This window comes from Moorena sp. SIO1G6 (assembly GCF_010672795.1).
In the GTDB taxonomy this organism is placed as follows: domain Bacteria; phylum Cyanobacteriota; class Cyanobacteriia; order Cyanobacteriales; family Coleofasciculaceae; genus Moorena; species Moorena producens.
Genome location: NZ_JAAHFZ010000081.1, coordinates 1 through 25158, shown reverse-complemented (window position 1 = coordinate 25158; position 25158 = coordinate 1). Strand labels below are relative to the sequence as shown.

Genomic DNA, 25158 nt, shown 5'->3' with positions numbered 1-25158 from the left:
TTTGATGCGTTCCCACTGGTCATTCCGCAAAGCATAGCGGCGCGTCATTGTACCACTCCTGAAATTACTCAACTCGCCAAGAATTTATCTATTTTAAACTGGATTGACACCTATTTGATGACACGCCCTAGCAATCTATCCATTATGGAGCTGTGGGATATGCGGTCGAAGCACTTCTTTATATCTAGTTCTATTATCCTTTTGGTGATGCCGTTCTTGCTTGAATTCAGATGGTCGAATACATGCTTTTGTGCATCGTGCGCGTTGCGTCCAGTCCTAAACCCGTAACTCCAGGCGTGAAAGGTTGCCTCATGCGCAGGTTCTAGGGCGTATTTAACTAGACATTGCCATGCTCTATCAGCGATTGTTGGGATTTTTAGCATTCGCGTTTTCCCATTCTTCTTGGCTATCGGGACTTCCCGGAGTCCGGCATGTTTCCAGTCAGAACCATGCTGGTTCAATTGCTCAAGAAGCTCTAATCTCTGCTGGTATGTGAGGGACGACTTTCCATCAATACCAGGGGTTTTCTTTCCCTTGTTGAGCTGTGTCACTTGACGGATGGCCAATAGCTGAGCTGAGACGAAACCTTAGATAGTTGAGCCTTATTACAAAAAACTTAAACCTTTGACGCATAACCGACTAACTATAAAGGCTCAACTATCTTACGGTAACTTCAAGAACGGGATTTCATTATCAGTAACTGTCGTGACCTAGCTTTTCTCAGGTCACCATCTCGAACTGCTTTATATAGACGCCTTTGTAGGCGAAAGAGGTTCTGGCGGAGTTTCTTCCACTGTTGTCCCTTCCAAAGGTCACTAGCTTTTGGTTTGCTGTGTCTACCCATGCTCTTTTCCGGAGTCTATATACTTGATACCCGTGACCAGTTTCCGGTCACATCCTACCCGACAGGAGGGATTAAGTTTGACATAACTTACTAAGGTTTCGACCTTTCCTTAGACCTCTTTTTCGCTGTCGTTTTTACTCATTCCGTCTTTTGGATTGTTATGGTGATTTAGGTCAGTCCATTTTACCCATCCCCCTCTCGGAGGTTACAGATGCCAGGCTAATAGCTCTGTGAGAGTAGGGGATACATTCCACATGGTTTTAGTCAGGTTGTGGTAGTCCCGTCGGGCACTTTTCTAGGACTTGTTTGACCGTGTCACCTCCCCGTTAGCGCCAGTGTTGTCACCTGCTTACTTTCAACTGATTGCGCCCTGTTGCCAGCTTCACTCTGCTAGGATGTCGCCTGCTCGGTGTGGCCAAGGTAGGGAGTCACTTGTCTCCTCAAGGGACGGGTTTTCACCGCCATCCGCTAGACAGTTAGAAATCTTTGAGGGTGTTAATCCTCGCGATTCCCCTTACTCATACCCCTCTAGTCTCTAGAGGCTCCTAGTAAGAACGAGCCGCACTAGCCTTTATGAATGTGTCAATATCAATCAAATTAAATATTGGTCACTGGTAATATTGCATCATATTGTTCACTGGCAATATTCCATCATATTGTTCACTGGCAATATTGCCTCATATTGGTCACTGGCAAGATGCCAGTTCTACTTGTACAACCACTGGCAAGATGCCAGTTCTACTTTGATCACCACTGGCAAGATGCCAGTTCTACTTTGATCATCACTGGCAAGATGCCAGTTCTACTTTGATCATCACTGGCAAGATGCCAGTGCTACTTTGATCATCACTGGCAAGATGCCAGTTCTACTTTGATCATCACTGGCAAGATGCCAGTTCTACTTGTACAACCACTGGCAAGATGCCAGTTCTACTTGTACAACCACTGGCAAGATGCCAGTTCTACTTTGATCACCACTGGCAAGATGCCAGTTCTACTTTGATCACCACTGGCAAGATGCCAGTTCTACTTGTACAACCACTGGCAAGATGCCAGTTCTACTTTGATCATCACTGGCAAGATGCCAGTTCTACTTTGATAACTGTGGAACAGGCTTCCAGCCTGTCTCAAGGCACTAAAATGAAAAAATATACCCCTTAATGTCTTTAAAAATGTAACTAATGACTACCCCTAACTCTCCATCCTATGGGGCACAGGCTTCGAGGCGGTCTCAACCGAATATTAATAATTATCACTGGCAAGATGCCAGTTCTACTTATGACTGGCAAGATGCTAGTTCCGATCATCACTGGCAAGATGCCAGTTCTACGAATTATACCAGTTTCAGAAAGTCCCAAAATCTTAAAATTAGCCAAAGGACTCTTCCTCACTGGGAATTACAAGGAGCAATTTACTTTGTCACTTTTAATACGTTTAAAAAGCTAGAGTTGACCCCAGAAGCCAGACAAGTAGTTCTAGATTCCTGTTTATTCTTCAATAACCAAAGGTACAAAACCTATGCTGTTGTGATTATGCCGGATCATGTGCATTGGTTAATGCAGCCTTTGCCAAAATCTGATCAGGAATATTGGAGCTTAGGTAGTATTATCCACAGCATTAAAAGCTATAGTTCTAAGCAAGTTCCTAAAGTAATGAATCATATCGGTATTGTTTGGCAATACGAGCGATATGATCGCATTATTCGAGATGAAATAGAATTTTTAGAAACCTGGCACTATATCCGACAAAATCCTGTAAAAGCTAATTTATCTGACATGGCTGAAACATATCCTTTCTTCTGGCAAATGGATAGTGTAGAGAAATATTCTGTAAAATAATCTATGGTAGAACTGGCTTCCAGCCAGTGGTCAATATCTGTGTGGTAGAACTGGCTTCCAGCCAGTGGTCAATATCTGTGTGGTAGAACTGGCTTCCAGCCAGTGGTCAATATCTGTATGGTAGAACTGGCTTCCAGCCAGTGGCCAATATCTGTATGGTAGAACTGGCATCTTGCCAGTGGTCAATATCTGTATGGTAGAACTGGCATCTTGCCAGTGGCCGGAAGCAACTTCCAGCCTTGGTCAATCTCAATCAAAGAATAATCTTGGTCACTGGTAAGATGCCAGTTCTACAATGGATTGGTCTTCGATAACTTAATCACACCCAACCCAGCTGAGCACAAACCAATCACTGGGTTAGCTTAACTGGCTTGATGCCAGTTCTACCATCAACCACTGGCTTGATGCCAGCTCTACCATCAACCACTGGCTTGATGCCAGTTCTACCATCTGATCATCTTCTCACTGGCTTGATGCCAGCTCTACCATCAACCACTGGCTTGATGCCAGCTCTACCATCAACCACTGGCTTGATGCCAGCTCTACCATCAACCACTGGCTTGATGCCAGCTCTACCATCTCATCTACAACTGATCTCTTCTCACTGGCTTGATGCCAGTTCTACAACTGATCTCTTCTCACTGGCTTGATGCCAGTTCTACAACTGATCTCTTCTCACTGGCTTGATGCCAGTTCTACCATCTCATCATTCTTCTCACTGGCTTGATGCCAGTTCTACATGATCAGTGCCAGTTCTACATCAGTCAAACCCAACCATAGTGATGCCACAAACAAGTCAAGAAGAACAGCAATCAAACCTTATTATCAACCACCATTGGCGAGAAATTCAGTACTTTCCTGAAGACTTGGGAAATGGTATCACTTTGGAAATGGTTGCCATCCCCAGTGGCACTTTCGTTATGGGTTCCCCAGAAACCGAAGAGGGGCATAGAGACAGTGAAAGTCCCCAGCATCAAGTCACCGTTAAATCTTTCTTCATGGGCAAATACCCAGTTACCCAAGCCCAATGGCAAGCAATCGCCGCCCTACCCCAAGTCAACACAGAACTTAAACCCGATCCATCCCGTTTTAAAGGGGAAGACCTACCTGTCGAGCGAGTCTCCTGGTATGATGCGGTGGAATTTTGTGAGCGGCTGTCCCAGTATACCAAACGCCCTTATCGTTTGCCCAGCGAAGCCCAGTGGGAGTATGCCTGTAGAGCCGGAACAACCACCCCGTTTCATTTTGGAGAGACGATTACTACAGAGTTTGCTAATTATCTTGGAATAGATGATGAAGAGCTTGCTTGGAAAGGGTCTTATGGTAATGGGCCATCAGGGATTTATCGTGGAAAAACAACCCCAGTGGGGAGTTTTGGGGTAGGGAATGACTTTGGACTCTACGATATGCATGGGAATGTGTGGGAGTGGTGTGCAGACCATTGGCATGATAACTATGAAGGTGCGCCGACAGATGGCAGTGCATGGCGTGAAAATTATAATCTTGATAATTATAATTTAGTTGATCATAATTATCCTTCTCTTTATCTTAAAGATTATCTTAAAGAAATATCCGGGCTGTTGCGGGGTGGTTCCTGGCTCTACTACCCTGTGGTCTGCCGTTCTGGGTCTCGCTTCGTCTATAATCCGGCTCTCTGGCACGACCTCGACGCCTCTGTTGGTTTTCGTGTGGTGTGTGGGTGTGCGTGGACTCCTTAACCCTTAACCCTTTTGCACTCTTGCCCTTTACCCTGTTTTCCCTTTTTCCTCTCCCCTTCGTGGAACTGGCATCTTGCCAGTGACAAGTGTAGAATTGGCATCAAGCCAGTGACCCAGATTATTGTTGGATGGAGACTGACACAGGCTGGAAGCCTGTTCTACAAAAGCTGGTTATACCACACGTAGAACTGGCATCAAGCCAGTAGTTGTAAAAGTAGAACTGGCATCAAGCCAGTAGTTGTAAAAGTAGAACTGGCATCAAGCCAGTGACAACGAATTTAAAATGGGTAGAACTGGCATCAAGCCAGTGACAACGAATTTAAAATGGGTAGAACTGGCATCAAGCCAGTGACAACGAATTTAAGATAGGTAGAACTGGCATCAAGCCAGTGACAACTACCTAGATAGCTGCCTATAGTGTAGCTGTTGCTTAAATAATTATACAAGATTAATGTTTAACAACGATAACAGCCCCATTGGATTGTCTGAATTTATCCAACAGGTTAAACAAGATCTGCTCTCAGTAGCACCAGGTCAGGAAAAAGATGCTCCCTTGTTGTGTGTTGAATCTGTGGAACTGGAACTACAAGTTAGTGTCAAGCGAACTGCAAAAGCAGGAGCAAAGGGGAATATCAAAATTAATGTGCTAGGAACTGGGGGCGAGGTAGGAGGCGAAGTCGGTGGCGACCTGGGACGGGATGAGATTCATAAAGTCAAAGTCAAATTATCTCCCCTCTTCGATAAGGAGCGTCTGCTGGAATTTTACCAGACCCTTCATGGAGACAAGGTGCCAACCACGGTCAATAATTCTTTAAGGGCACTCCTTAAAGGCAATGAAGAAGGAAATCTGAATGATGACCTGGGTGACTAACAGCATTACTGACTCCCGACTCCCGATTCCCGACTCCCGACTCCCGATTCCCCATTCCCCACACATATCCTCTTCGCCACATGGAAACCAATCAAATAAGCTGTCATCTGCGTACTAATCCGGGGCAAGGGCACAGCAGAAAGGTCAGCCACATAGACATTAGCTGACCCGTATACTTTACCAGTATCTATTGCATTGTCGAGTCCTTTATCAATCGCCTTACCGAATAGGCATCCCCCCGACAAGTGCTGCTCCGACAGTAAAAACCTGCGACTGTAAACATCAACATACTCCTCAATCTGGTTCTCTTCGTAGGGCATCTTAGTTACCAGTCGCAAGAACCACTTAACTAACCAATGTGGCTGTTCTCCCAAGCCGTTCAACAGTGCCATGTGCTTGGCAATCTCACTGTTAGCTACCACTTTATCCTGATTGAAATGGGATTGTTCCTCTTCTCCAAAGAAATCTAATTCAATCCGAGAGTCGTCCCTTGAATAGCAACCCTCTTTAGCAGCATTAAACTTAATCGCCGCAGTAATCAAGTGGGCTTCATCATGCCATGGTTTGCCTTGAAGTAAGTTATAAAGTCCCCATAACAGGTTAATGATGAAATTGACTGCCTGAAGAAACACCCTAATCACGTTCTTGATGATATTAAACAACCAAGGTAACCTGATCACGAACTTCTTGAGCCAGTTTGGGAACAGGAACGCCAGATAAAGGTGGGCAATCATAAACCACAGCCTCTCAAAATTACCAGAAAAGAAATCGAAGCAGCAAACCGTTTCCTGTCCCGGTTGTTCTGGTTCTGGTTGCCATACCGTTGTAGCAAACACAGAGATGTACACATCCCGAGGGGTAACATCGATACTCTTATCCACCACGTAGAGACCCAGGGGCATGACAATATGGTCATTCACATGCTGCCCGATCAGATCGTTTCCCAATTCCTCGCGGTGAGACCAGAGCAGCCGTGGCGTCGCACCCCCTGCGCACATAATCACCTTTCCACCATCAGGAAGCAAAGACAAGCGTTCCGTCATCCCCGTGTCCAGGTACTTAACATGCACCCCCACACACCGTGGTTTTTGCCCTTGCTCCTTAGAAAACTCAAGTCTCTCAACCCTACACCTAGTCTTGATCTCCACTCCCTGGCCAAACCAATCGACAATGGATACTCCGCTGTGGGTTCGCTGCCCAAATGAGTTGAACTGGGTTGGAAAAAGGTGCAACAGGCCAGTATCCCTCACCTCCAAATTAGGAATATTGTCGATAGCGTCTGTACTGGTCACAAAACCAACCTTCTCAGCCGCCTGGAGTACTTGTTTAGTCACAGGTGACGGATCGGTTACCGGGTTTGGTCTAGCAAACTTCTGATTCAACTCTGCCTTCAGGCTGTCCCAATAGGCTGCCGTTTGACCAATATGTGTCGCCAGCCACTCCGACGACTCATGCATCATGGTATAGTTAATCGAGCCGCCACCACCCATAGTGCAGGCTCGCCCAGATATAATCGGAATTCCCTTGGGAGTCAGGGCATTGTGCAACTTGAATACCTTTTCCTCCGCGTAGGACTTAGTCCAGTTGTTCTGGTGGGTAATGTCGCTGGTAGTAAAGAAATCATCCCCCTCCTCCAGCACTAACACCCGCTCCCGGATAGACCTGTCATTACCAGCTTCTAGGTAATAGCTCAGAAACCCACAGGCTCCGTTACCAGAGCCAACCACGATCGTATCGTACATCATCGGAATGGTTTTTTAAGAAAATTATTTTATTATATCGAATAGCGAACAGGCCAAGAGTGTGGGAAGTATGGGAAGTGTGGGAAGTGTGGGAAGTGTGGAGAGATGGGAAGATGAGGAGATGGGGAGATAGCCAGATGAAATTGATGTGTAACCGTTTGAGTGCTAAGAATTGGATAACCTTAAACCTTGGCCAAAAGGCCACGCAATCGCGAACAACAAACCAACCTTCAACCTTCAACCTTGGCCAAAAGGCCACGCAATCGCGTTCAACAAACCAACCTTCAACCTTCAACCTTCAACCTTGGCCAAAAGGCCACGCAATCGCGTTCAACAAACCAACCTTCAACCTTCAACCTTCAACCTTGGCCAAAAGGCCACGCAATCGCGTTCAACAAACCAACCTTCAACCTTCAACCTTCAACCTTGGCCAAAAGGCCACGCAATCGCGTTCAACAAACCAACCTTCAACCTTCAACCTTCAACGGCCATGGCATCATAGCGACGCTCAAACTCAGCCTGAGTCAGCCTGTCACCGTTTTCCAGGGGAGGAATTGTTGGGTTGAGTGCGATTGGCCGTAGGCCACGCTTCGCGATTGACCGTAGGTCACGCTTCGCGAACGCATTTCGAGTCATGGTTTTTAGCATCCCACTAAAGAACGTTTAATACTTATGAGGTGCATTCAATTTTGTTACCCCTACTCCCTACTCCCTACTCCCTACTCCCTACTCCCTAATCAGTAAAAGGGATTCATCAAGACTTCTGAACCGCTGCCAGTAACCGCTGATTTTGAATGTCAGAAAAGAGTTCTTCGTAACGGTTGAGAGCTTGATCAAATGAATAATATTGAAGAGCATGTTGTCTACTTCTGTTGCCCAGTAATGTAACTCTTGCGGGATCCTTATACAACTCTAAGATTGTTTCTGCTAGAGTTTCTGGATCCTCTGGGGGAACAACAATGCCACCGCCGCTTTTTTTGACAGCTCTGGCAGCGGTTCCATTAGCAGGAACAGAAGCTAGGATGGGGCGACCACTAGCTAGCAGTACTTGGATTTTGGAGGGCATATTGAAAGAAATTACATTCTGCTTTTGTATTACCAACCCCACATCCGCTGCTGCTAGCATTTCCGGTAGTTTTTCCCGAGGTTGAAATGGCAGCAGCTTAACATTATTGGCGTCCCAAGTCTTACAGCACTGCTTTAGTCGGCCTAAAGCTTTCTGTTCTCCAACGATCACAATCACAATATCTCGAACGTGACGCACCCTAGATGCTGCCTTAATCAGAGTTTCTAAACCTTGAGTGAGGGCAATATTACCGGAGTAGAGTATAACGAACTTACCATTAAGGTTATGGGCAGTGCGAAAGGAGTTGTTTTCTTTTGGTAAAGGACGGATGAAGTTAACATCAACCCAATTGGTAATCTTCACAATTTTAGAGCTTGGCACACCCTTGCTGCGCAAGTTATCGGTAAAGCCATCAGCAATCACACTGATTTTGGTGACTGTGCGGTAAGCAAACCTTTCTACAACCTCTAATGCACGGATTAGAGGTTGGTTGCTCAGTAAGCCTACTTTAATAGCAGCTTCTGGCAAAATGTCTTGGAGATTTAGAATTACTGGCGTTCGGTGTATCCACCCCAAAATCACAGCTGGTAGGGAAACTAGCAGTGGTGGACTAGTTAAAATAATGATATCAGGGCGAGGAGAACTCAGAGCCTTGAGGAAGCTGGTAGCAACAAAGCTTGCCTCTAGCAATAATCGGTCGATCAAATTTGGTTTCGGGCGAATCCGCACATAACAGCGATCTACAATCACACCTTTGATGTGTTCGGTAAGATACAATTTTCCTCGATATCCCTCATAAATTTGACGTTGAGGATAGTTGGGCATCGCAGTAATGACCCGAACATCATGGCCTCTTTTGACCAACCCTTCTGCTAGTTCAGTCATCAATGGGGCAATCCCAATTGGCTCTGGATGATAGTTGTAAGAATATATTAGGATTCGCATAATCTCTAGTAGATGTTGCCAGCCGGGTGTAGACTCACCAAATTTGTGTATTGATTTATTGGCTTTAGCACTGAGAACTCACGACCATTGTCAAGTCAGGTTGGTGGTGCAAAATGCCCAATCAGGGATTTTAACCCTATAACTATTTATTCGGCTTCAATTCCATATTTTACGCCTGAATGACAGTTTTTGTAACAAAATTTAACATAAACACCCTTGACCAAAATATCATAATTGTGCATTACTAAAGCCTCTTTAAGAGCTACAGCAAGAATCTTTATGCCAATTCTGATTATGGCTGCAACTAATAAATCCTCCCTTTTGGTAATTGGTAATTGGTAATTGGTAATTGGTAATGAGCGTCTGATTACCGAGCTATAACTAGTTTTTGAAATCAACGGATAATTTCATTTACCAATAATTATATTTATATCGAAAAAAACACTTTTATTCATGGGTGCAATCCCGCATTTTCTGGGAAAATAGATTTTTTTTTCAGAATTTTTACGGATGGCATAGGAATTAAAAATTAATTAACAATTATTCTATAATCTCCAAAGTATTTTTATAAAAAATAAGTAATATCATTTCCAAGCTGCGTCGAATTGTATAGCATTTTTCATATCCAAGCTGCGTCGAATTGTATAGCATTTTTCATAGCTATGAGGTACACATAGGGAGCAGGTCAATTTTGTAAGAACACTTGAACTATAAACGCTTGAACTACAGTGTTTTCGGGGTTTCAGTAGCAGTTATGAGTTATTTGAGTACATTTGGCGAATTTGACATGCTCCCTACACATAATTTTTTGGCGTTGCATGATTCTGGGATAATTTTTAATTAATAAAAAAGTTAAACTTTAGCACTCTCATGAAATAACTGAGTATAAATTGCCCTAATTTTCAGTCTAATAGTATTGAAAAAATGGTCACATAAGGGGGGAGAAAATTATCAATGTAAGAGCTGTGCTCGCCAATTTATTTAGTCTTATTCAAAATTATGTTATTCTCAAAAAGTTGGCTCTCCTATACTGATTATAGTAAATGAGTAGGTTAAATGAGCTTAACCCCTTAAATAGCAAGGGATTCAATCAAATAAAAATACATTGTATTGATGCAGTCGCTCATGGGGTAAACCCCCAAGACCGCTTAGGTGCGCTTTTATTAAAATTGCATTTTTAAATTACTCAAAACCTTAATTAGTAAGGGCTATGGCGATTATTTTATTATACTAATTTATCCTAGCCACCCTAGGAGAGCAAAAAAGTTAAATAATACTGTTTAACTATGTACCTAAAGGGGAAGGGTTTTAGGGCTATTGAAAGAATTCATAAAGTCAATCATAATACAGGAATTAGTTGGGTGAAGCAGATTGGTAATCAGCTACCTGATTATCATAAAAATTACAAAACACCACAAGTGGGTAAACTAGATTAACTGCAAACATTTATAGCAAAAAAAACTAAAATTTTGGTATGGACATCTTTAAACAAGGATTCCGATGATATTTGATAATATTTAATAGGATAATAAAGGGCAAACCCTTTTTAAAAAAATCATAAAACAATCAATAATTTTTATTGCTATTTGATTACATATGGATATAAAGTTTACCATCAATTTAGTCCAAATGGAGACCAGAGCGTTAGTAAAAAATCAATGACAATGGTCGAAGGATAGAATAGTCATTTGCGTCATTATCTAGCGCGATCACATCGTAAAAACTTTTGTTATTATAAGTCAATATAGATGTTATAGTTGTCAATAAATTCATGATTGAATATCTCAAAAACAAAAGGATTACTAAATTAATTTCAGTATTAATTTCAGTTTAACATTTGGGAGGGATTATGAAGCGATCGCTATCGAAAAAAACTCTAAATCATCCCACAGTAATGCAACGCCAATTTTTTAACTATTCCCTGTTCCCTATTCCCTGTTCCCTATTCCCTGTTCCCTATTCCCTGTTCCCTATTCCCTGTTCCCTATTCCCTGTTCCCTGCTCCCTATTCCCTACTCCCTGCTCCCTATTCCCTACTCCCTGCTCCCCATTTTGCCAAGTATTGACTACAATTTTCTAGGATGGCTTTGGCAGGTGTTTTAGCTTTGGACTTCGTCTACTAAGCAGGGAGTACACCTTGGCATAACGTTGTGACCAGTTGCTCAATACCAGAAGGGGGTAGTGGTTTTATGCCTAGAGTAGGATAGTGTTACTGGTCACTTATTTGACCAAGCCATGGGGCACTTGGGAAATCTTTGTTTATATAGCTCTGGTAAGGTTTCCCCGAGATAGTCTTGCTAAGTAAGCAGCATAAATCATTCCAGGAGAAAACGATGACCATTTCTCGTGTAAAAACAATTTTAGCGACCGTGTTACTCAGCACAGTATTGCTGGTAACATCCTGCGCTCAAAAAGCCCCCTCTCGTTTTGACCAGGCACAACAGGCCAGCAGCCAGGCTAGAAGTGGTCAGGCTGTTACCAAGAATGCCACTCAAGGGTCTCAATTCAACAAGTTTTTCCCACCATCAGGGGGTGGTTATCAACGAGTATATACCCAGGAGAAAAAAGGTTTTGCTCAAGCCAAGTTGAAGAAAAATGGCACTGAGGTGGCAGTTCTCTCAATTTCCGATACCAGCAGCATTCCTACCACTGCTGCCAAATATCAGCAAAGTGGTCAAACCATTGCTGGTTATCCAGCCCGGGAAATTGGTTCCACTCAAACCGCTATTTTGGTCGGTAAGCGCTACCAGGTAAAGATCCAATCCCGAGATCCGTCGTTTACCGCTAGCGATCGCAAAGCCTGGTTAGCAAAATTTAACCTCAGTGGTCTTGCCCGACTTTAGTAAATAAATGCTACAAGGAAAAAGGTGAATGGGGAATAAGCATCCTCAATCACACGAATCACGGGTGAGTAGGTCATTAGTCATCAGTCATTAGTCATCAGTAACTACGATCAGTAACTACGATCAGACTCGGTGTTGGTCACTCAGGACTAATAACCAAGGACTAATGACCAAGGACTAATGACTCGAAGGTATCAGATTGTAAAGGAGTCTGAGTGTGAGCAAAGCAATTTTTGAAATCGTTGATGATCTGCCAACGAAGAACCTGACCATCTCGGCGCTGAAGTCTCTAGACTTTGTTGTGCCTGGAGAGTGGGAAAATTTAGTGGGATTTGAAAATACCATTCGTGCGATCACTGGTGAAGAAGACGAAGAGGTAATTCAGGAAATTGGCGATCGCGCCGTCTATCTGTTCAATGACCGCTCCCAGGGCTACCAACGAGCGCTGTGGATTTACCAAACCATTGATAGCACTGGTACGGCTTTGGGGACAGCAGCTTTAGCGAACAAGGTTGGTGAAAAAATTCCCTTGTTGGGTTTCTTGAACAGGTTGACTCCGAAAGCTGACAAAGCCCAAACTATCGATCTGTCCATCAAAGTGGTAGGGGAATTGATCGGCTTTTGCCAAATTAATGGTCTGCCTGGGGATAGCATTGGTGACTTTGTGGGTGCCTTAGCTGACTATAGTGGCGCATCTATAATGCGTATGGCAGCACTGGTTTGTTTTGATGGTCTGATTCCCCTTGGTCCTGACTTTATCATGGGAGTACAGTCAACTCTAGAGCGTCTAACTCCCAACGAGTTGGAAGAAAGTGGGAGTTTCAAAGGGATCCAGGATGCGATTCCTGGGGATGATTCCGAAGGCAAGCTCAACTTTATTGGTCAAAGCTTTGAATCGGTGAAGGGATGGATGAGTGATTTCGTTACTGACCGAGGTGTGACCCCAGAACAAATCGCTAATAACTTGCAAAGTTTTATTGAGTTTTCTGATGACAAGTTAGACTATCTCGCCGCTTTTCTGGATATGTCTACTAACTATTATGAACACACTGGCATTCAAAGTCTGGCGCGTAGCTTAATTGAACGCGCCGCAGCGGAAATCTAGCACCATTTACGCATTAGTAGACAATTACGTTCGTCAGACAGACGTTGGTAGGAAACTTCGTCTGTCAGCTGATTCATAAACATCAACCCTCTGCCTCCTTCTTTTTCTAAAGGGTCATAGTCCTCTTGGCAGAGGGATTCCAGCTTGGATTGGAAATCAAAAGGCTGTCCATAGTCCCAAAGCCGCATTTCTAATCCATCAGTAAATAACTTTAACTCCAGCTCTATTACTGTAGTTTTAGGTAAATGTCGATGAGCATGGCGTACTACATTAGTAAATCCTTCCACCAAAGCAATTTGACACTGCTGCCAAAATTGCTGAGGCAGTAGGTCAGAAGTGAATTCCTCAAACCACTGTAATACATCTTTGACTTCACTCAAGTCTGTTTGGACCATTAGACGAGATTCTCGAAGCGGTTTTCCATTGCACATTAACCGACTGAGTTTCCAGGTTTTATTAATAAGCACCACTATTTTGTAAGATAAAAACAACAATGACTCTTCTGCAACACGGAGGTTCCGATCATCATGTCGATGCAGATCGGTCTAGTGGGAACCACTATATTAGCCTAAATTGATCGAATTTGATGGTACTTTTAAAAATTCTGGTGTTTACACGGTCTATGGCATTAGACTTCGCGGCAGTTGTCGGGAACTTCGGACAAGGGAACTTTGGATCAGCGGACAATAATTGAGAAAGACAGGATCACAAAAATACTTTGACAAGAGGTCTATTCTAATCTACTATTAAAAAATAGTTTTCGGTTCCAAGGTAAGCTAGGCTGGCATTTCATAAATTACCATCACCTTCCCCAGTAGGGGCGAAGGTGATGGGTCCAAACTCATCTAACCATAAAACTACATTCCATCTTTACGAACCACCACCAGGATAGTTTTGAAGATAATTCTGATATCATGGGCTAAGCTCCAGTGATGTTGGTATTTTAAGTCCATTTGAATGATATCTTCAAAACTACGGATTTTTGAGCGTCCATTCACCTGCCACTCACCAGTGATACCCGGTTTTACGTTTAAACGTTGCCACTCGGGAACCTCATATATTTCTACTTCATTGACTGTTGGTGGTCTTGTACCTACTAAACTCATCTCCCCTTTCAGAACATTCCAGAACTGAGGCAGTTCATCCAAGCTGGTTTTCCGTAAAAAATGACCTACTCTGGTGATTCTGGGGTCATTCTCATTCTTAAAAACTTTGCCATCAGCTTGATTTTTAACTTTCTCTTTTAGCTGTTCAGCGTTAGCACACATGGAGCGAAATTTCCAGATCCGAAACCGCTTTCCCATCCAACCACAACGGATTTGACCAAAAAAAATCGGACCAGGGCTATCTAGCTTAATAGCAAGGGCAATGGGAAGAAATAAAATACCAGTAATTCCCAAACCCACGATTGCACCCAGAATATCGATTAATCGCTTCACCGGAGATCTAACGGAGGGATGGGTTGTTGGTAAGTGATTTACTGATTTGTTGGTGCTTAGTGTGGTACTATTATCTGATGGTTGTATGGTTAACCTTTGGTCTAGTCCTGTAATGACCAATACAGACATGACTTGGGGAGTGACATTTTTAAGCAACGTTTTAACCCCTTGTTCTAGGGCGCTTTTGTGATTACTCACTAATGCACCGATACCACTGCTATCGATAAAATTAGTCTGGTGAAAATCAAATATGATTGTTTCAGGCAGAGGAATTTTTTGGAGAAGCTGCTGGAATAGTTGCTTAAACTCCACAGCTTCTAGTACACTGACACGACTGGGTAATTCCACCACGGGAGTATCTTGTGAGAACACTACCAGGAAATTGTCGCTCTTGACTGAATCAACCATCATAGAAGAAAAAGGGCTAGATTTTAACCTATAGTCTTGACCATTATTTTGTCCTAGAACGCTAGGATTCGCCAAAAAAATAGTCAAATATTATGAAATCTTTGAAAATCTGAACATGCTCTGTGGGACTCAAGCAACTGCCCGCCTGATCGAAGTTTTTTCTGCTATTCAAGGAGAAGGGCTAAATGTTGGCACTCGTCAGATCTTTATCCGGTTTGCCCTATGTGATCTAAGATGTCATTTCTGTGACAGTTTCCATACCTGGGCTGTCCCTCCTCAATGCCAGGTGGAACAGACTCCCGGTAAGCGTGATTTTGAAACTTATCCAAATCCAGTCCCCCTGCGATCGCTACTGAAATGGGTTGACAGACAAAATCAACATCGATTGCACGATAGCATTAGCCTCACTGGTGGTGAACCTTTACTTCATACTCCGTTTCTGGTGGAATGTCTGCCTGAGCTACGACAGTTAACTGGATTGCCCATTTACCTAGAAACTGGCGGTCATCGTCCTGAAGAGATGGCAAGGCTTTTGCCCTATTTGGACTCAGTGGGTATGGATATTAAGTTGCCCAGTGTGAGTGGAGAAAACAGATGGGCTGCTCACAGGGAATTTCTCAAGCTGTGCCACAACTCATCAGTGGAGGTATTTGTCAAGTTAATTATTGATTGCCACACTGACCCCACGGAGTTAGAACAATCTGCTGATTTGGTAGCAGCGGTTAGCGCGGAAATTCCAGTATTTCTGCAACCAGTGACTCCGTTGGAGGGGTCTGGGCAACCAATAGTTGCTCCTACTCCGGAGCAGGTTTTGGCTTGGCAGGCTTTAATGAAGCATTCTCTTAAGCAGGTAAGGGTGGTGCCTCAGACCCATAAAATTATCGGTCAGCTTTAGGGGTCTGTTGAAAGTTAGCTGGTTGAAAGTTAGCTGGTTGAAAGTTAGCTGGTTGAAAGTTAGCTGGTTGAAAGTTAGCTGGTTGAAAGTTAGCTGGTTGAAAGTTAGCTGGTTGAAAGTTAGCTGGTTGAAAGTTAGCTGGTTGAAAGTTAGCTGGTTGAAAGTTAGCTGGTTGAAAGTTAGCTGGTTGAAAGTTAGCTGGTTGAACGCGATTGCGTGGCCTTTTGGCCAAGGTTGAACGCGATTGCGTGGGCTTTTGGCCAAGGTTGTTCGCCTTTGGCGTTCGGTGAAGGGTAGGTTGTTTGCGTAGCGTGGCCTTTAGGCCAAGGTTATTTTAGTTGAACGCGATTGCGTGGCCTTTTGGCCAAGGTCAACAAACAACAGTCAGCAAACAACAGTCAACAAACATACAGTTAACAAACATAAAGTTAACAAACATAAAGTCAACAAACATACAGTTAACAAATAACCATCAACAAATAACCGTCAACAAACATACAGTCAACAAACATACAGTTAACAAATAACCGTCAACAAATAACCGTCAACAAATAACCAACAGTTAAGTCTTGCCTAGACATCACACTACATGGTTGTGCCTTCTCCCTTGGCTTTGGCTTGGGCTTTGGCTTTAGCGGCACTGCGTTTGAGAGCAGAGAGCCGGTCTTCGTATCTGCGCCGTAGACGACGACTAGGGGTGATTTCAATTAAGGTTTTCAAGGCACTGCCTAGACTCTTGTAGGCATTGGGTAGGGTATAACCAAAGCGAGTAGCTAGTGCGATCGCTTTTTCGTCAGCTTCGATAGCATATTTGAGGTTTTTCTCCCCATTGTTTTTTTGATAAAGTCGCCAACCTGAGACTCCGCATAGGGCTAATGCTAACAGCAGCAGTAAGCCATCTTGTACCCAGAGTTCCCCGACAGCACCCCCTAAACCAATGGCTAGGGCTGCCATTTCCCAGCCTTCTTTAGGAATTGTGTCATTTTGAATCCGGGCAACTTCATGCCAAAACAGGAGGTTACGCTGGTCAAGGGCGAGCTGCTCCCATTTAGTTAGGTCAATTTGAATTTCCACCTCGTCTGAACCTAGTTCTTCACAACGAACCAAGGGGGGATTGACTTCTGTTGACCCTTCCACCATCACCCAGCTTTGTAGCTCTGGTGGTAGTAAGGTTTTTAGTCGTCGGAGTTCACTCATTTCTGCTCTAGCAGAAGACGCTGCATAGGATGTCATTCATATCCTCCTACAAAAAACTTTTTCAAATTGAGCTGTTTGTGACCGGACAGTATCGACGAATTCGATTTACCCAAGTTTAAGATGTTGTGTACTCGACGAGAGTGAACTTCGAGGAAGCTAACTATCAGTAGTACGTCAAACTAATCCCTAAGGGTACTACTAGGCACTAAGCGCTTCGCCCATGGTCTTCTCTTTCTGTATTTAAATTTATAGTAGCGTTTCAGGGCTGACAGCTCAAAAACCAGATTAACCCATTACCAATTATCCCCATTACCCGATCACCCTATCTTCAGAATTTTCACCAGTAAATTAAGATTGCTTTGACACTCCCCGGTCATTAGACGCGGGGATTCTTAGATCAACGAGCCGCCGTAAACCGCCGAGTTCCAATCTTTGACGCCGCCAAAAATAGGACAATGCTTAACCAAAAACCCGTGAAAACACCAAGTCCCCAGTCAATTCACGACAGACCTAGAGGGCAGTTCTCCTTAAGCGTTGGAGTACTTCCTGGAAGTGCCTTAAAAGTCCGTTTCCCTTCCTTTTCCTCAAGTTCCGGTGTGCCCCACCGTACTTTGCGGTGCGCTTGACCTTGGCGAATTTAATTCGCCAAGGTCAAGCGCACCGTTTTTATCTCAAAGGTGATTCTTCTAGGTTCACACGCCAACTTTTAATTGACGGTTGGGTTTTTAAGGAGGAGTTTCCCTACCCTCCGAGCATTACTACTTTATGGTCAATCAAATTGCGGGTCTCTTTCCCGGTTGAGCCAACGGTTTTGCAGCCTGTACTCTATATTTAAGTCTACATTGGCTTTGACGATATTGGCTTTAACGATGATTCCGGAATTCCTCAAGATATTTTTCCACGGCGACTAAAGTCGCTACGAGCCTATATCCGGTGGTTTAAAAACACGGGGTTTTGGCTTGGGGAATTCCATAAAATTTTAGCGACCCTGTATCAGTCAATTTCCGGAATATATTGCAGCCGATCTGGAATAATTTTCAGCAAATCCTCTAATCATCCTGATATTCGGATATGACCAAGTCTTCCCAAAATCCTCCCCCTGAACCAGAGGCAAATCAAAGCCGGAGTGCTGTAGCCAGTATACTCCAATGGGGAAAACGTCCCTCTACTATTACCTTTGCCATGATCTCCCTGACCATTGGTCTGGTGGGATATTTTGGGGTCAGGATGTGGCTATACCAAAACTTACCTGGCTGGATTGAAACTGAACTGAGTAATGTCATCAAGCGAGATGTACGGGTTGGACAACTGAAAGCCTTATACCTGACTAGCCTGGAGTTGGGACCATCCTCTATCCCAGCTACCACCACTGACCCTGACCATGTGGCTATCAAAGCGATCAAAGTAGGTTTTAATCCCTTGCCTTTACTTGTCAAACGCTCTTTGCCTGTGACCATTAACTTGGTAAATGTGGATGTGTATGCCCAACAGGAAGCGAATGGGGAATGGATTAACTTAAAAGACTTGAATTTCGATAATTCCTTCTCTCCTCCGATTGATTTGGATGCTAAGGTGCGGGTGTGGAATGGTAAAATTGCCCTTTTACCCTATGGTCAGACTAATCCATTCAAGCTCAAACTTGATGCTACTGCTGGCTTATCCAACAACAATAAGCGTCTCAAGTATAGTATCACAACTGCTATTGCTGAGGGTAAGACCAAACTGGAGGGCAAGACATGGCTGACAACTGGGCAAAGTCAAGCTAGGGTCAACGTCCAAAACTTGGCATTGGCGGAGCTGATGCCGTTAATCAGAGCGGTTATTCCCAATATCCCAGCTAATCTCCAATCTGGTGAATTAGATGCCAAACTGAATATTTCCCTGCCTTCGGTTAAGGAAATCCCTGATGTTAAGGGTAAGGCTGAATTTAAAGGGATTCAGGTGCAAGTAAACCCGTTGAAGGCACCGGTGAAGGCTAACGCTAGACTGCGCTTCCAGGGAGACCAGGTGCGCTTGGAAAAAACTCAGGGGAGTTATGGAGCAATTGAAGCGTTGGTATCTGGTCAAGTCGGTTGGACAAAAGGGTTTGACCTGAATGTTGAGGTCACGCCCTTTAGCTTGGCGAAACTGCTGAAAACTGTTCCGCTGAAATCCCCAGTGCCAGTAGATGGGGAAATGGCAGCGGACTTATCGATTACCGGTCCGATTAACCAGCCAGAGGTGACTGGCACACTACGGAATACTAAAGTGACCACCATCGACAAGGTTAAGTTGGCTCAGATTCGGGCTGACTTGGCTGGGAATTTTTCCCAAGTGGTCTTGACGGATTTCTTAGTAAAACCTGAGGCAGGTGGGAAAATTACTGGGCGTGGTCAAGTAAGACTGGCTAGTGACCAGCAAGGGGGAACTAAACCTCAGGGAATGCCCCTAGCGTTCGATTTTATCGCTGCCCTTCCGGTGGATGCCATTGCATCTCCCTATAAGCTGCCATCTCAGATTACCCTGGGCAACCTCGACGCCCAAGCTACCATCAGAGGAAACACTCAAAACCCCCAAGGGAGTCTAATTTGGCAAGCACCAGCGGTATCCACTTCATCTTCAAAGAATATCGGGGTTTCTGGTGCTGGAGAACTCCTGTTGCTCAATCAGAATATTTTACTGCGTAACACCCAGGTCAAGGTCGGTAAAGGGAGAATCACTGCTACGGGTACAGGAAACCTTAAAACCAGTAAGTGGGAAGCTACTGTAGTGGCTAACGCTGTGCCTCTAGACCCCTTCTTACCCCTGTCGGGACAGTTAACCCAAGGAAAAATCAACCTCTCTGGTAGTTTCAAATCCTTTTCTCCTAAATCTATTGAGGCAACAGGAGATATGCAGGTGGGGGTAGAAGGGGGTAAGGTGAAGGCTACAGGTCAGGTAAATCGGGGCATGGTGGAGTTGGACGCCAGAGCCTCTAAAATTAAACTGAATAAGGTAGTGCCCAAGTTGGGTTTACCGATTGGTTTAGATTCTGGCAAAATCAACCTTTCTGCTTCCCTGGAGTCTCTGCTATCTTCTAGCTCAACTCCCAACCTCAATAGCCTGATGAATACTATCGATGGCAATTTTAATGGGTTGCTCGGGGTGGGTGGGGGTAAGGTTAATGCTACAGGTCAGCTAAATTCAGGGAATCTGGATGTTAATGCATTAGCTGGTCAAATTCAGCTCAATCCCCTAGTTCCCAATTTGGCCATACCAGTAGCACTACGGTCGGGTCAGCTTAATCTTTCGGGAACCCTAGCATCTCTTATCGCCTCTGGCTTGAATCGGGACTTCAATAGCCTCAATACTATCAAGGCCAATTTTGAGGGAAACTTAGGGGTCGCTGATGGTCAAGTTAATGCCAAAGGTCAGTTAAATTCAGGGAATCTGGATGTTAATGCATTAGCTGGTCAAATTCAGCTCAATCCCCTAGTGCCAGATGTAACCATACCAGTAGCGCTACGGTCGGGTCAGCTTAATCTTTCCGGAACGATAGCATCTCTGCTTGCCTCTGCCTTGAATCGGGACTTCAACAGCCTAAATACTATCAAAGCCAATTTTGAGGGAAACTTAGGGGTGGCTGATGGTCAAGTTAACGCTACAGGTCAATTAAATTCAGGAAATCTGGATGTTAATGCATTAGCTGGTCAAATTCAGCTCAATCCCCTAGTGCCAGATGTAACGATACCAGTAGCGCTACGGTCAGGTCAGCTTAATCTTTCCGGAAGCCTGGCATCTCTGCTCGCCTCTGCCTTGAATCGGGACTTGAATAGCCTCAATACTATCAACGCCAATTTTGAGGGAAACTTAGGGGTGGCTGATGGTCAAGTTAATGCCAAAGGTCAGTTAAAGTCAGGGAATCTGGATGTTAATGCATTAGCTGGTCAAATTAGCTTGAGTAATAGTATTCCTAATCTAGCGCTACCGATAGCTCTCAAGTCAGGTAAAGCTAACCTTTCTAGTTCTTTAGAGTCTCTACTGGCTTTCGGCTCATCATTTAACCTTGACCTACTCAAGGCAATTCAGGCTAGCTTTGATGGAAACCTAGGTGTAGGTGGTGGTAACGTTAATGCTATCGGTCAGTTAAGCTCTGGGGTGCTGACTGCGGATGCGATCGCAAACAGCCTGGATGTAGGGGAAATCGCATCTCAAATGGCCTTGGCTAACTTTCCAAGCTCTATCGATACCCAAATCGGGGGAAAAGTCAAGTTAAAGAGCCGACTTAACACCCTAGACCCCCTAATTCTACTGAATCAGACTGACCTACAAGCAGACCTTAACGGAGTAATAGCCCAAGGGAAACTTAACCTAAATAGCACCCTCAGCAACGGTTTATGGCAAGCTGCCATCAATACCAATAATCTTGATTCATCCTTACTGGTTAGTCAGTTATTACCGGAGCTGGGTAACCAAAAACTAGAGCTAGGACCGCTGAACAGTCAACTGAATTTATCCGGAAACCTCAATCCTCTGCTCAATCCTGGTGCTATTGCTACCATTAAAGCAAATACCATATCGCTAGAGTTGCCAAAACATTCCTTTAATGCTAATGGAGTAATCCTACTGTCCCATCTCACCAAAACTAACCCTAGTCAGATGCCATGGGAGATTGGAACTGATCTAAACCTAGAGGTTGGTTCTGATCTCAGTAAATTGCCCTATAACCTGCTATTGAGTCGGTTACCTTTGCAGCAAATTTCCCCAGGGTATCAAATTCAGGTCAAGGGTCAAGCTGACTTGAACGGTCGCATCCAAGGGAAAAATTTACTCTCAGCCCCTTTCCTACCTGGGAATTTGAATATGACCGGGAATCTACAGCTATCGAATTTGAAGGTTAACGACTTAACCTTTGACCCAGTGTTAGCTGGGCCAGTAACCGTTGCGCCAGGACAAGAATTAGCCATAGATTTACGAGGAAAGAAAGATGCGATCGCAACTCGCCTCCAACCCTGTACTAGAGGAGACCAATGTCTTGCTCCCTATCTGCCTGCATCCTTTACACTCCAACAGGGACAAGGGTCACAATTCCCGATTCTGATCACAGGAGTACGCCGGGGAGATAACTTAAGGGCTCAGATCAAGAATTTTTCCCTAGCTATCCTTAATCTGACCCCTGGTTTGATCTACGGTATTCCCGGTAGATTGGAAGGCGAGGTAACAGGGCAAGCTAACCTGAATCTTTTCACCCTAGAAACCTCTGGTCGTAATACTATCGAAATTAAGGAACTTGCTATAGGAGAAATAAACGCTAAACAAGTTAGTGCTAACTTCTCCTATCAAGATCATATTGCCCAGATCGCATCAGCTGCTTTAATCTTAGGCAACAGTCGATATTTATTCAAAAATGGTCGATTTAATCTCAAGTCTCAACAAATAAATGGCAAGCTGACTATTCCAGAAGCTTATATTGAAGACATCCTGACTATTGTCAAAGGTGTTGATATTATCGACATCGCTCAAGGATTCCAAACTACTAATTCCTCTACTACTAATTCCTCTAGTGATAAAATTGGTAACAAGAAATTTGGCAACGCTGACCAATTACGACCATTCCCTAGTATTATACATGGCTCCCTAGCTACTCTCCTACGACGGTTTGCCAAAATAAATGCCCAAGACGACGCTGTTGCTAACCCGTTTAATCCCACTACACTCCTGACTAATTTAGATATTCGAGGTAAGTATACTGGAGAAATTGCTGTTGCTGGAATCTTGACTAATCCTAAAGTCGATTTTAATGTTGAAGGCAACAATTGGCAGTGGTATGCTAATTCTCCCAATCAAGTAATTGTGCTCAACCAATTGGTTGGTAAAGGCAGTTACGACCAAGGTGTAATTACTGTGCAGCCAGCCCGAATGGAATTGGGGGAAACAGTCTTAGCATTTCAAGGACAGCTTGGCCAAGAAAGCAACTCAGGAAACTTCCTCCTCCAGAATCTATCTCTAGAGACCGTTAGCAATTTAGCCAGCAATTTTGTCACTATTCCCTTTGACATTGCAGGTAACTTGAATGCCAAAGGCGAGCTGGGTGGTAGTCTCACCAATCCCCAAGTCACCAATGGGCAAGTCGCTGTTGTAGATGGCTCCGTCAATAATACCTCCCTCGATGATATTGAAGTCAATTTCGACTATGTTGATTCTCGTCTTGACTTTGACACCAACAAACCAGATTATCTACAAGTCTCTGGTAAAGTCCCCTTTCCCCCCAAACCAGATAGCGATCGCATAGATATCAACCTCAAGCTGGCAACTCCAGCAATGGCACTCCTTGGTGTAGTGACTCAAAAACAAGTGGAATGGGTGAATGGAGAGGATAGAACCGCTGATATAGACCTGGATGTTAGTGGAAGTTTGGAGTTAGCAGATGGTATCAAAATTAAAGACTTATCAGGAACATCTGAGGTTAATATCCAGAATGGCACTCTCAAAACTAAGCTCCTAGAAGATGACTTTACCCTCAATGTTGTAGGCAAGGTTAAGTTAGATCAGCAGCGCCTGGAAGTAGTAAACTATCCAGATAGAGAAGGTCAAAAAACTATCGAGGGTAACCTAGCAGGGATTGGATTCTCCCTGTCTGGGCAATTGCCGATAGTGTCAAATAGGATAGCGTCAAATACGACAAACTCCTCCAATCCCCTAACCCTGACAATTCCTAAAGATAACCTAAAGTTAGCAGGGCTCTATGAAGGGGGAGTAGCAAGTAATATCGTGATTACGGGTTCAGCATTGCGTCCAGTTATTGGAGGAAACATTAACTTAGAAAATGGGCAAGCCTTTATACCGAAGATACAGGAAACCAAGACCCAAGCAAGTGACGAAAAACCCGTTAAGAATACGTCTAATCAGACTCCCTCAGTAGTCCGTAGTAGAATAAATAATCTGTTTGTGCCTAGGTTAAGGAATTTTCAGATAAATTTGGTAAATGAGTTAAGAGTACAACAGTTTCCCATATATGATATTCGAATAGCTGGTGATTTAACCCTCAACGGTCCTATCAATGGCAATCTCCAAAACTTACAAGGATTGGGAACAATTACGCTACGACGTTGGGAAGTTGATGTATTAGAAACCGAATTTGTTTCAGACAGGCGGCACAATAACACCATTGTATTTGTACCAGAACAGGGATTACTCAATCCCAATTTAGATCTTAAGTTTATCACCATAGCCTTTGAGCCTTCTGGTGCCTTACGTCAAAGACGGGTTGATAACGAAATCCTTGAGAATGTCGTGCAGTCTTCTCGACCCGACCAAGTAAAGGTAACCCTCGCCATCAAAGGTCAAACTAGTAAAATCCTTGCCCTAGGAGGAGAGAAAGATTATTGTGCTGATCAGCAAATTACCAGTAGTGGACAAGATAGGGGACTAGCTAAACTTGGTTCAAAAACAACCATCTTGTCTCGGCAACAATTCCAACAGCTCTCTGAGTGTGTTTATGGGGAAGCTATAGCTAATAGTGAGGACAAAGCGTTTCTATTTTCTCCCATTGTCACCTTAACCAGTACTCCTCCCCGCAGTGAAAGTGGAATTATCGCTCTGCTCGGTAACAGTTTTATTACCCAATTTGAAACTATCGCTAACAGCAATGAACGAGAAATAGCTGAGTTAGTGATTACTCAGTATGTTGTTCGACCAATTATCAAACATATTTTATTTACTGTTGAAGAACAAGTCAGTAATGTCGGGAGATCCATCGGTTTAGCTGATTTACAGGTTTACCCAACCTTCGATGCCATTTATGATTTGGGACAAACTTCCTCAGTTGAATTGAGTTACGACTACGTGTTTAATGAGGTACAAGTTAGATATAAATGGCAATTTTGATGTCAGCAGTCAGCAGTCAGCAGTCAGCAGTCAGCCGTCAGCCGTCAGCCGTCAGTGATCAGTGGTCAGTGGTCAGCCGTCAACTAATGTAACTTAGATTAAACTAATGCTTACCTGTTTTATCCAAAAGCTGATAGCTGATAGCTGAAAACTGATAGCTGATAGCACCTCAAGTAGCACCTCAAGTAGCGCTAATCGCTGTTCGCTGATACGCGACACGCTGATAGCTTACATTATACTATTTGTTCAAAATACTACAGATAAGTTCACCTGGACCATTAGAGTCGATGCCTGGTATTACCCAGGGCACCTCTCCTTCAAATCCGGACGTGAAAGTTTCCCCTCATCCGGCTCCTAGATATTCTAGTCTTTCGACTTGCCCCCATGAATATGTTGGTGACA

Annotated in this window: 19 protein-coding genes, 3 pseudogenes and 1 CRISPR repeat array; of the genes and pseudogenes, 12 read left to right on the top strand and 10 right to left on the bottom strand. The window is 44.0% G+C overall.

Going from position 1 to position 25158, the window contains the following annotated elements; translation table 11 throughout:
- Window positions 1-128 precede the first annotated feature (128 nt).
- Together F6K63_RS38140 and F6K63_RS38135 are read right to left on the bottom strand one after the other, a co-directional pair.
- Window positions 129-578 (bottom strand): annotated as a pseudogene (locus F6K63_RS38140) (reverse transcriptase domain-containing protein); the annotation flags it as partial.
- 95 nt (window positions 579-673) lie between these two features.
- Window positions 674-844 carry a reverse transcriptase N-terminal domain-containing protein gene (locus tag F6K63_RS38135; RefSeq protein ID WP_502708402.1) on the bottom strand — a complete coding sequence of 57 codons (171 nt, stop codon included), beginning with the start codon at window positions 842-844 and terminating at the stop codon, window positions 674-676.
- 921 nt (window positions 845-1765) lie between these two features.
- On the opposite strand from F6K63_RS38135, the gene F6K63_RS33760 reads away from it, so the two are divergent.
- Together F6K63_RS33760 and F6K63_RS33755 are read left to right on the top strand one after the other, a co-directional pair.
- The gene (locus tag F6K63_RS33760; RefSeq protein WP_287314559.1) at window positions 1766-2005 is read left to right on the top strand and encodes a hypothetical protein; all 240 of its coding nucleotides are present in this window, start codon (window positions 1766-1768) and stop codon (window positions 2003-2005) included.
- Window positions 2006-2211: 206 nt separating this feature from the next.
- A complete protein-coding gene (locus F6K63_RS33755; protein WP_502708404.1) occupies window positions 2212-2682 on the top strand; it encodes an REP-associated tyrosine transposase in 471 nt (156 codons plus the stop codon).
- Between the two features lie 30 nt (window positions 2683-2712).
- On the opposite strand, the gene F6K63_RS33750 is transcribed toward F6K63_RS33755, so the two are convergent.
- Complete coding sequence (locus F6K63_RS33750; RefSeq protein ID WP_287252734.1) at window positions 2713-2853, bottom strand: hypothetical protein; 141 nt, start codon at window positions 2851-2853, stop codon at window positions 2713-2715.
- Between the two features lie 192 nt (window positions 2854-3045).
- Window positions 3046-3423: a CRISPR direct-repeat array (repeat unit 25 nt).
- A gap of 35 nt (window positions 3424-3458) precedes the next feature.
- Here F6K63_RS33750 and F6K63_RS33740 point away from each other — a divergent pair.
- Entirely contained in the window at window positions 3459-4400 is a 942-nt protein-coding gene (locus F6K63_RS33740; RefSeq protein ID WP_502708403.1) for a formylglycine-generating enzyme family protein, read from the top strand.
- Window positions 4401-4851: 451 nt separating this feature from the next.
- A complete protein-coding gene (locus F6K63_RS33735; RefSeq protein WP_287252741.1) occupies window positions 4852-5271 on the top strand; it encodes a trypco2 family protein in 420 nt (139 codons plus the stop codon).
- A 5-nt stretch (window positions 5272-5276) separates the two neighbouring features.
- Here F6K63_RS33735 and F6K63_RS33730 read toward each other — a convergent pair whose 3' ends face one another.
- Complete coding sequence (locus F6K63_RS33730) at window positions 5277-7016, bottom strand: GMC family oxidoreductase N-terminal domain-containing protein (protein WP_287252742.1); 1740 nt, start codon at window positions 7014-7016, stop codon at window positions 5277-5279.
- 169 nt (window positions 7017-7185) lie between these two features.
- Between F6K63_RS33730 and F6K63_RS33725 the strand changes: the two genes are divergently transcribed.
- Complete coding sequence (locus tag F6K63_RS33725; protein ID WP_131827052.1) at window positions 7186-7515, top strand: hypothetical protein; 330 nt, start codon at window positions 7186-7188, stop codon at window positions 7513-7515.
- Here F6K63_RS33725 and F6K63_RS38130 read toward each other — a convergent pair.
- Together F6K63_RS38130 and F6K63_RS33720 are read right to left on the bottom strand one after the other, a co-directional pair.
- A pseudogene (locus F6K63_RS38130) lies at window positions 7503-7586 on the bottom strand (Uma2 family endonuclease); the annotation flags it as partial. The gene F6K63_RS33725 and the pseudogene F6K63_RS38130 overlap by 13 nt on opposite strands.
- A gap of 181 nt (window positions 7587-7767) precedes the next feature.
- The gene (locus tag F6K63_RS33720) at window positions 7768-9024 is read right to left on the bottom strand and encodes a glycosyltransferase family 4 protein (RefSeq protein WP_008187629.1); all 1257 of its coding nucleotides are present in this window, start codon (window positions 9022-9024) and stop codon (window positions 7768-7770) included.
- A gap of 1592 nt (window positions 9025-10616) precedes the next feature.
- Here F6K63_RS33720 and F6K63_RS38125 point away from each other — a divergent pair.
- From F6K63_RS38125 to F6K63_RS33705, 4 genes and pseudogenes are all read left to right on the top strand, one after another.
- Window positions 10617-10766, top strand: a pseudogene (locus F6K63_RS38125) (IS1 family transposase); the annotation flags it as partial.
- A 107-nt stretch (window positions 10767-10873) separates the two neighbouring features.
- Window positions 10874-11104 carry a hypothetical protein gene (locus tag F6K63_RS33715; protein ID WP_131827051.1) on the top strand — a complete coding sequence of 77 codons (231 nt, stop codon included), beginning with the start codon at window positions 10874-10876 and terminating at the stop codon, window positions 11102-11104.
- 253 nt (window positions 11105-11357) lie between these two features.
- Window positions 11358-11867, top strand: a complete 510-nt coding sequence (locus F6K63_RS33710) for a hypothetical protein (protein WP_008187636.1) — start codon at window positions 11358-11360, stop codon at window positions 11865-11867.
- A gap of 217 nt (window positions 11868-12084) precedes the next feature.
- Window positions 12085-12972, top strand: coding sequence for a hypothetical protein (locus F6K63_RS33705; RefSeq protein WP_008187638.1), 888 nt, complete (start codon window positions 12085-12087; stop codon window positions 12970-12972).
- On the opposite strand, the gene F6K63_RS33700 is transcribed toward F6K63_RS33705, so the two are convergent.
- Together F6K63_RS33700 and F6K63_RS33695 are read right to left on the bottom strand one after the other, a co-directional pair.
- The gene (locus F6K63_RS33700) at window positions 12969-13367 is read right to left on the bottom strand and encodes an ATP-binding protein (protein WP_008187640.1); all 399 of its coding nucleotides are present in this window, start codon (window positions 13365-13367) and stop codon (window positions 12969-12971) included. The two genes, F6K63_RS33705 and F6K63_RS33700, sit on opposite strands and share 4 nt — an antisense overlap.
- A 462-nt stretch (window positions 13368-13829) precedes the next feature.
- On the bottom strand, window positions 13830-14819 hold the full coding sequence (locus F6K63_RS33695) for a sugar transferase (RefSeq protein WP_044494201.1): 990 nt from the start codon (window positions 14817-14819) through the stop codon (window positions 13830-13832).
- A 115-nt stretch (window positions 14820-14934) separates the two neighbouring features.
- Between F6K63_RS33695 and F6K63_RS33690 the strand changes: the two genes are divergently transcribed.
- Window positions 14935-15714: a 7-carboxy-7-deazaguanine synthase QueE gene (locus F6K63_RS33690; RefSeq protein WP_008187645.1), complete on the top strand. Its 780-nt coding sequence runs from the start codon at window positions 14935-14937 to the stop codon at window positions 15712-15714.
- Here F6K63_RS33690 and F6K63_RS33685 read toward each other — a convergent pair.
- Both F6K63_RS33685 and F6K63_RS33680 read right to left on the bottom strand, forming a co-directional pair.
- A complete protein-coding gene (locus F6K63_RS33685) occupies window positions 15698-15946 on the bottom strand; it encodes a pentapeptide repeat-containing protein (protein WP_287251150.1) in 249 nt (82 codons plus the stop codon). The two genes, F6K63_RS33690 and F6K63_RS33685, sit on opposite strands and share 17 nt — an antisense overlap.
- A 353-nt stretch (window positions 15947-16299) precedes the next feature.
- Window positions 16300-16947: a DUF3318 domain-containing protein gene (locus F6K63_RS33680; protein ID WP_008187651.1), complete on the bottom strand. Its 648-nt coding sequence runs from the start codon at window positions 16945-16947 to the stop codon at window positions 16300-16302.
- A gap of 592 nt (window positions 16948-17539) precedes the next feature.
- On the opposite strand from F6K63_RS33680, the gene F6K63_RS33675 reads away from it, so the two are divergent.
- Both F6K63_RS33675 and F6K63_RS33670 read left to right on the top strand, forming a co-directional pair.
- Window positions 17540-17746 carry a hypothetical protein gene (locus F6K63_RS33675; protein ID WP_131827050.1) on the top strand — a complete coding sequence of 69 codons (207 nt, stop codon included), beginning with the start codon at window positions 17540-17542 and terminating at the stop codon, window positions 17744-17746.
- Window positions 17747-17982: 236 nt separating this feature from the next.
- Window positions 17983-24756 carry a translocation/assembly module TamB domain-containing protein gene (locus F6K63_RS33670; RefSeq protein ID WP_287314557.1) on the top strand — a complete coding sequence of 2258 codons (6774 nt, stop codon included), beginning with the start codon at window positions 17983-17985 and terminating at the stop codon, window positions 24754-24756.
- Window positions 24757-25158 lie beyond the last annotated feature (402 nt).

Coding starts and splice junctions, on each gene's coding strand:
- F6K63_RS33700 (WP_008187640.1), bottom strand. CDS start 13,367: ATGGTCCAAACAGACTTGAGTGAAGTCAAAGATGTATTACAGTGGTTT.
- F6K63_RS33680 (WP_008187651.1), bottom strand. CDS start 16,947: ATGACATCCTATGCAGCGTCTTCTGCTAGAGCAGAAATGAGTGAACTC.
- F6K63_RS33735 (WP_287252741.1), top strand. CDS start 4,852: ATGTTTAACAACGATAACAGCCCCATTGGATTGTCTGAATTTATCCAA.
- F6K63_RS33690 (WP_008187645.1), top strand. CDS start 14,935: ATGCTCTGTGGGACTCAAGCAACTGCCCGCCTGATCGAAGTTTTTTCT.
- F6K63_RS33720 (WP_008187629.1), bottom strand. CDS start 9,024: ATGCGAATCCTAATATATTCTTACAACTATCATCCAGAGCCAATTGGG.
- F6K63_RS33695 (WP_044494201.1), bottom strand. CDS start 14,819: ATGGTTGATTCAGTCAAGAGCGACAATTTCCTGGTAGTGTTCTCACAA.
- F6K63_RS33715 (WP_131827051.1), top strand. CDS start 10,874: ATGAAGCGATCGCTATCGAAAAAAACTCTAAATCATCCCACAGTAATG.
- F6K63_RS33760 (WP_287314559.1), top strand. CDS start 1,766: ATGCCAGTTCTACTTGTACAACCACTGGCAAGATGCCAGTTCTACTTT.
- F6K63_RS38135 (WP_502708402.1), bottom strand. CDS start 844: ATGGGTAGACACAGCAAACCAAAAGCTAGTGACCTTTGGAAGGGACAA.
- F6K63_RS33730 (WP_287252742.1), bottom strand. CDS start 7,016: ATGATGTACGATACGATCGTGGTTGGCTCTGGTAACGGAGCCTGTGGG.
- F6K63_RS33710 (WP_008187636.1), top strand. CDS start 11,358: ATGACCATTTCTCGTGTAAAAACAATTTTAGCGACCGTGTTACTCAGC.
- F6K63_RS33670 (WP_287314557.1), top strand. CDS start 17,983: ATGACCAAGTCTTCCCAAAATCCTCCCCCTGAACCAGAGGCAAATCAA.
- F6K63_RS33750 (WP_287252734.1), bottom strand. CDS start 2,853: ATGCCAGTTCTACCATACAGATATTGGCCACTGGCTGGAAGCCAGTTC.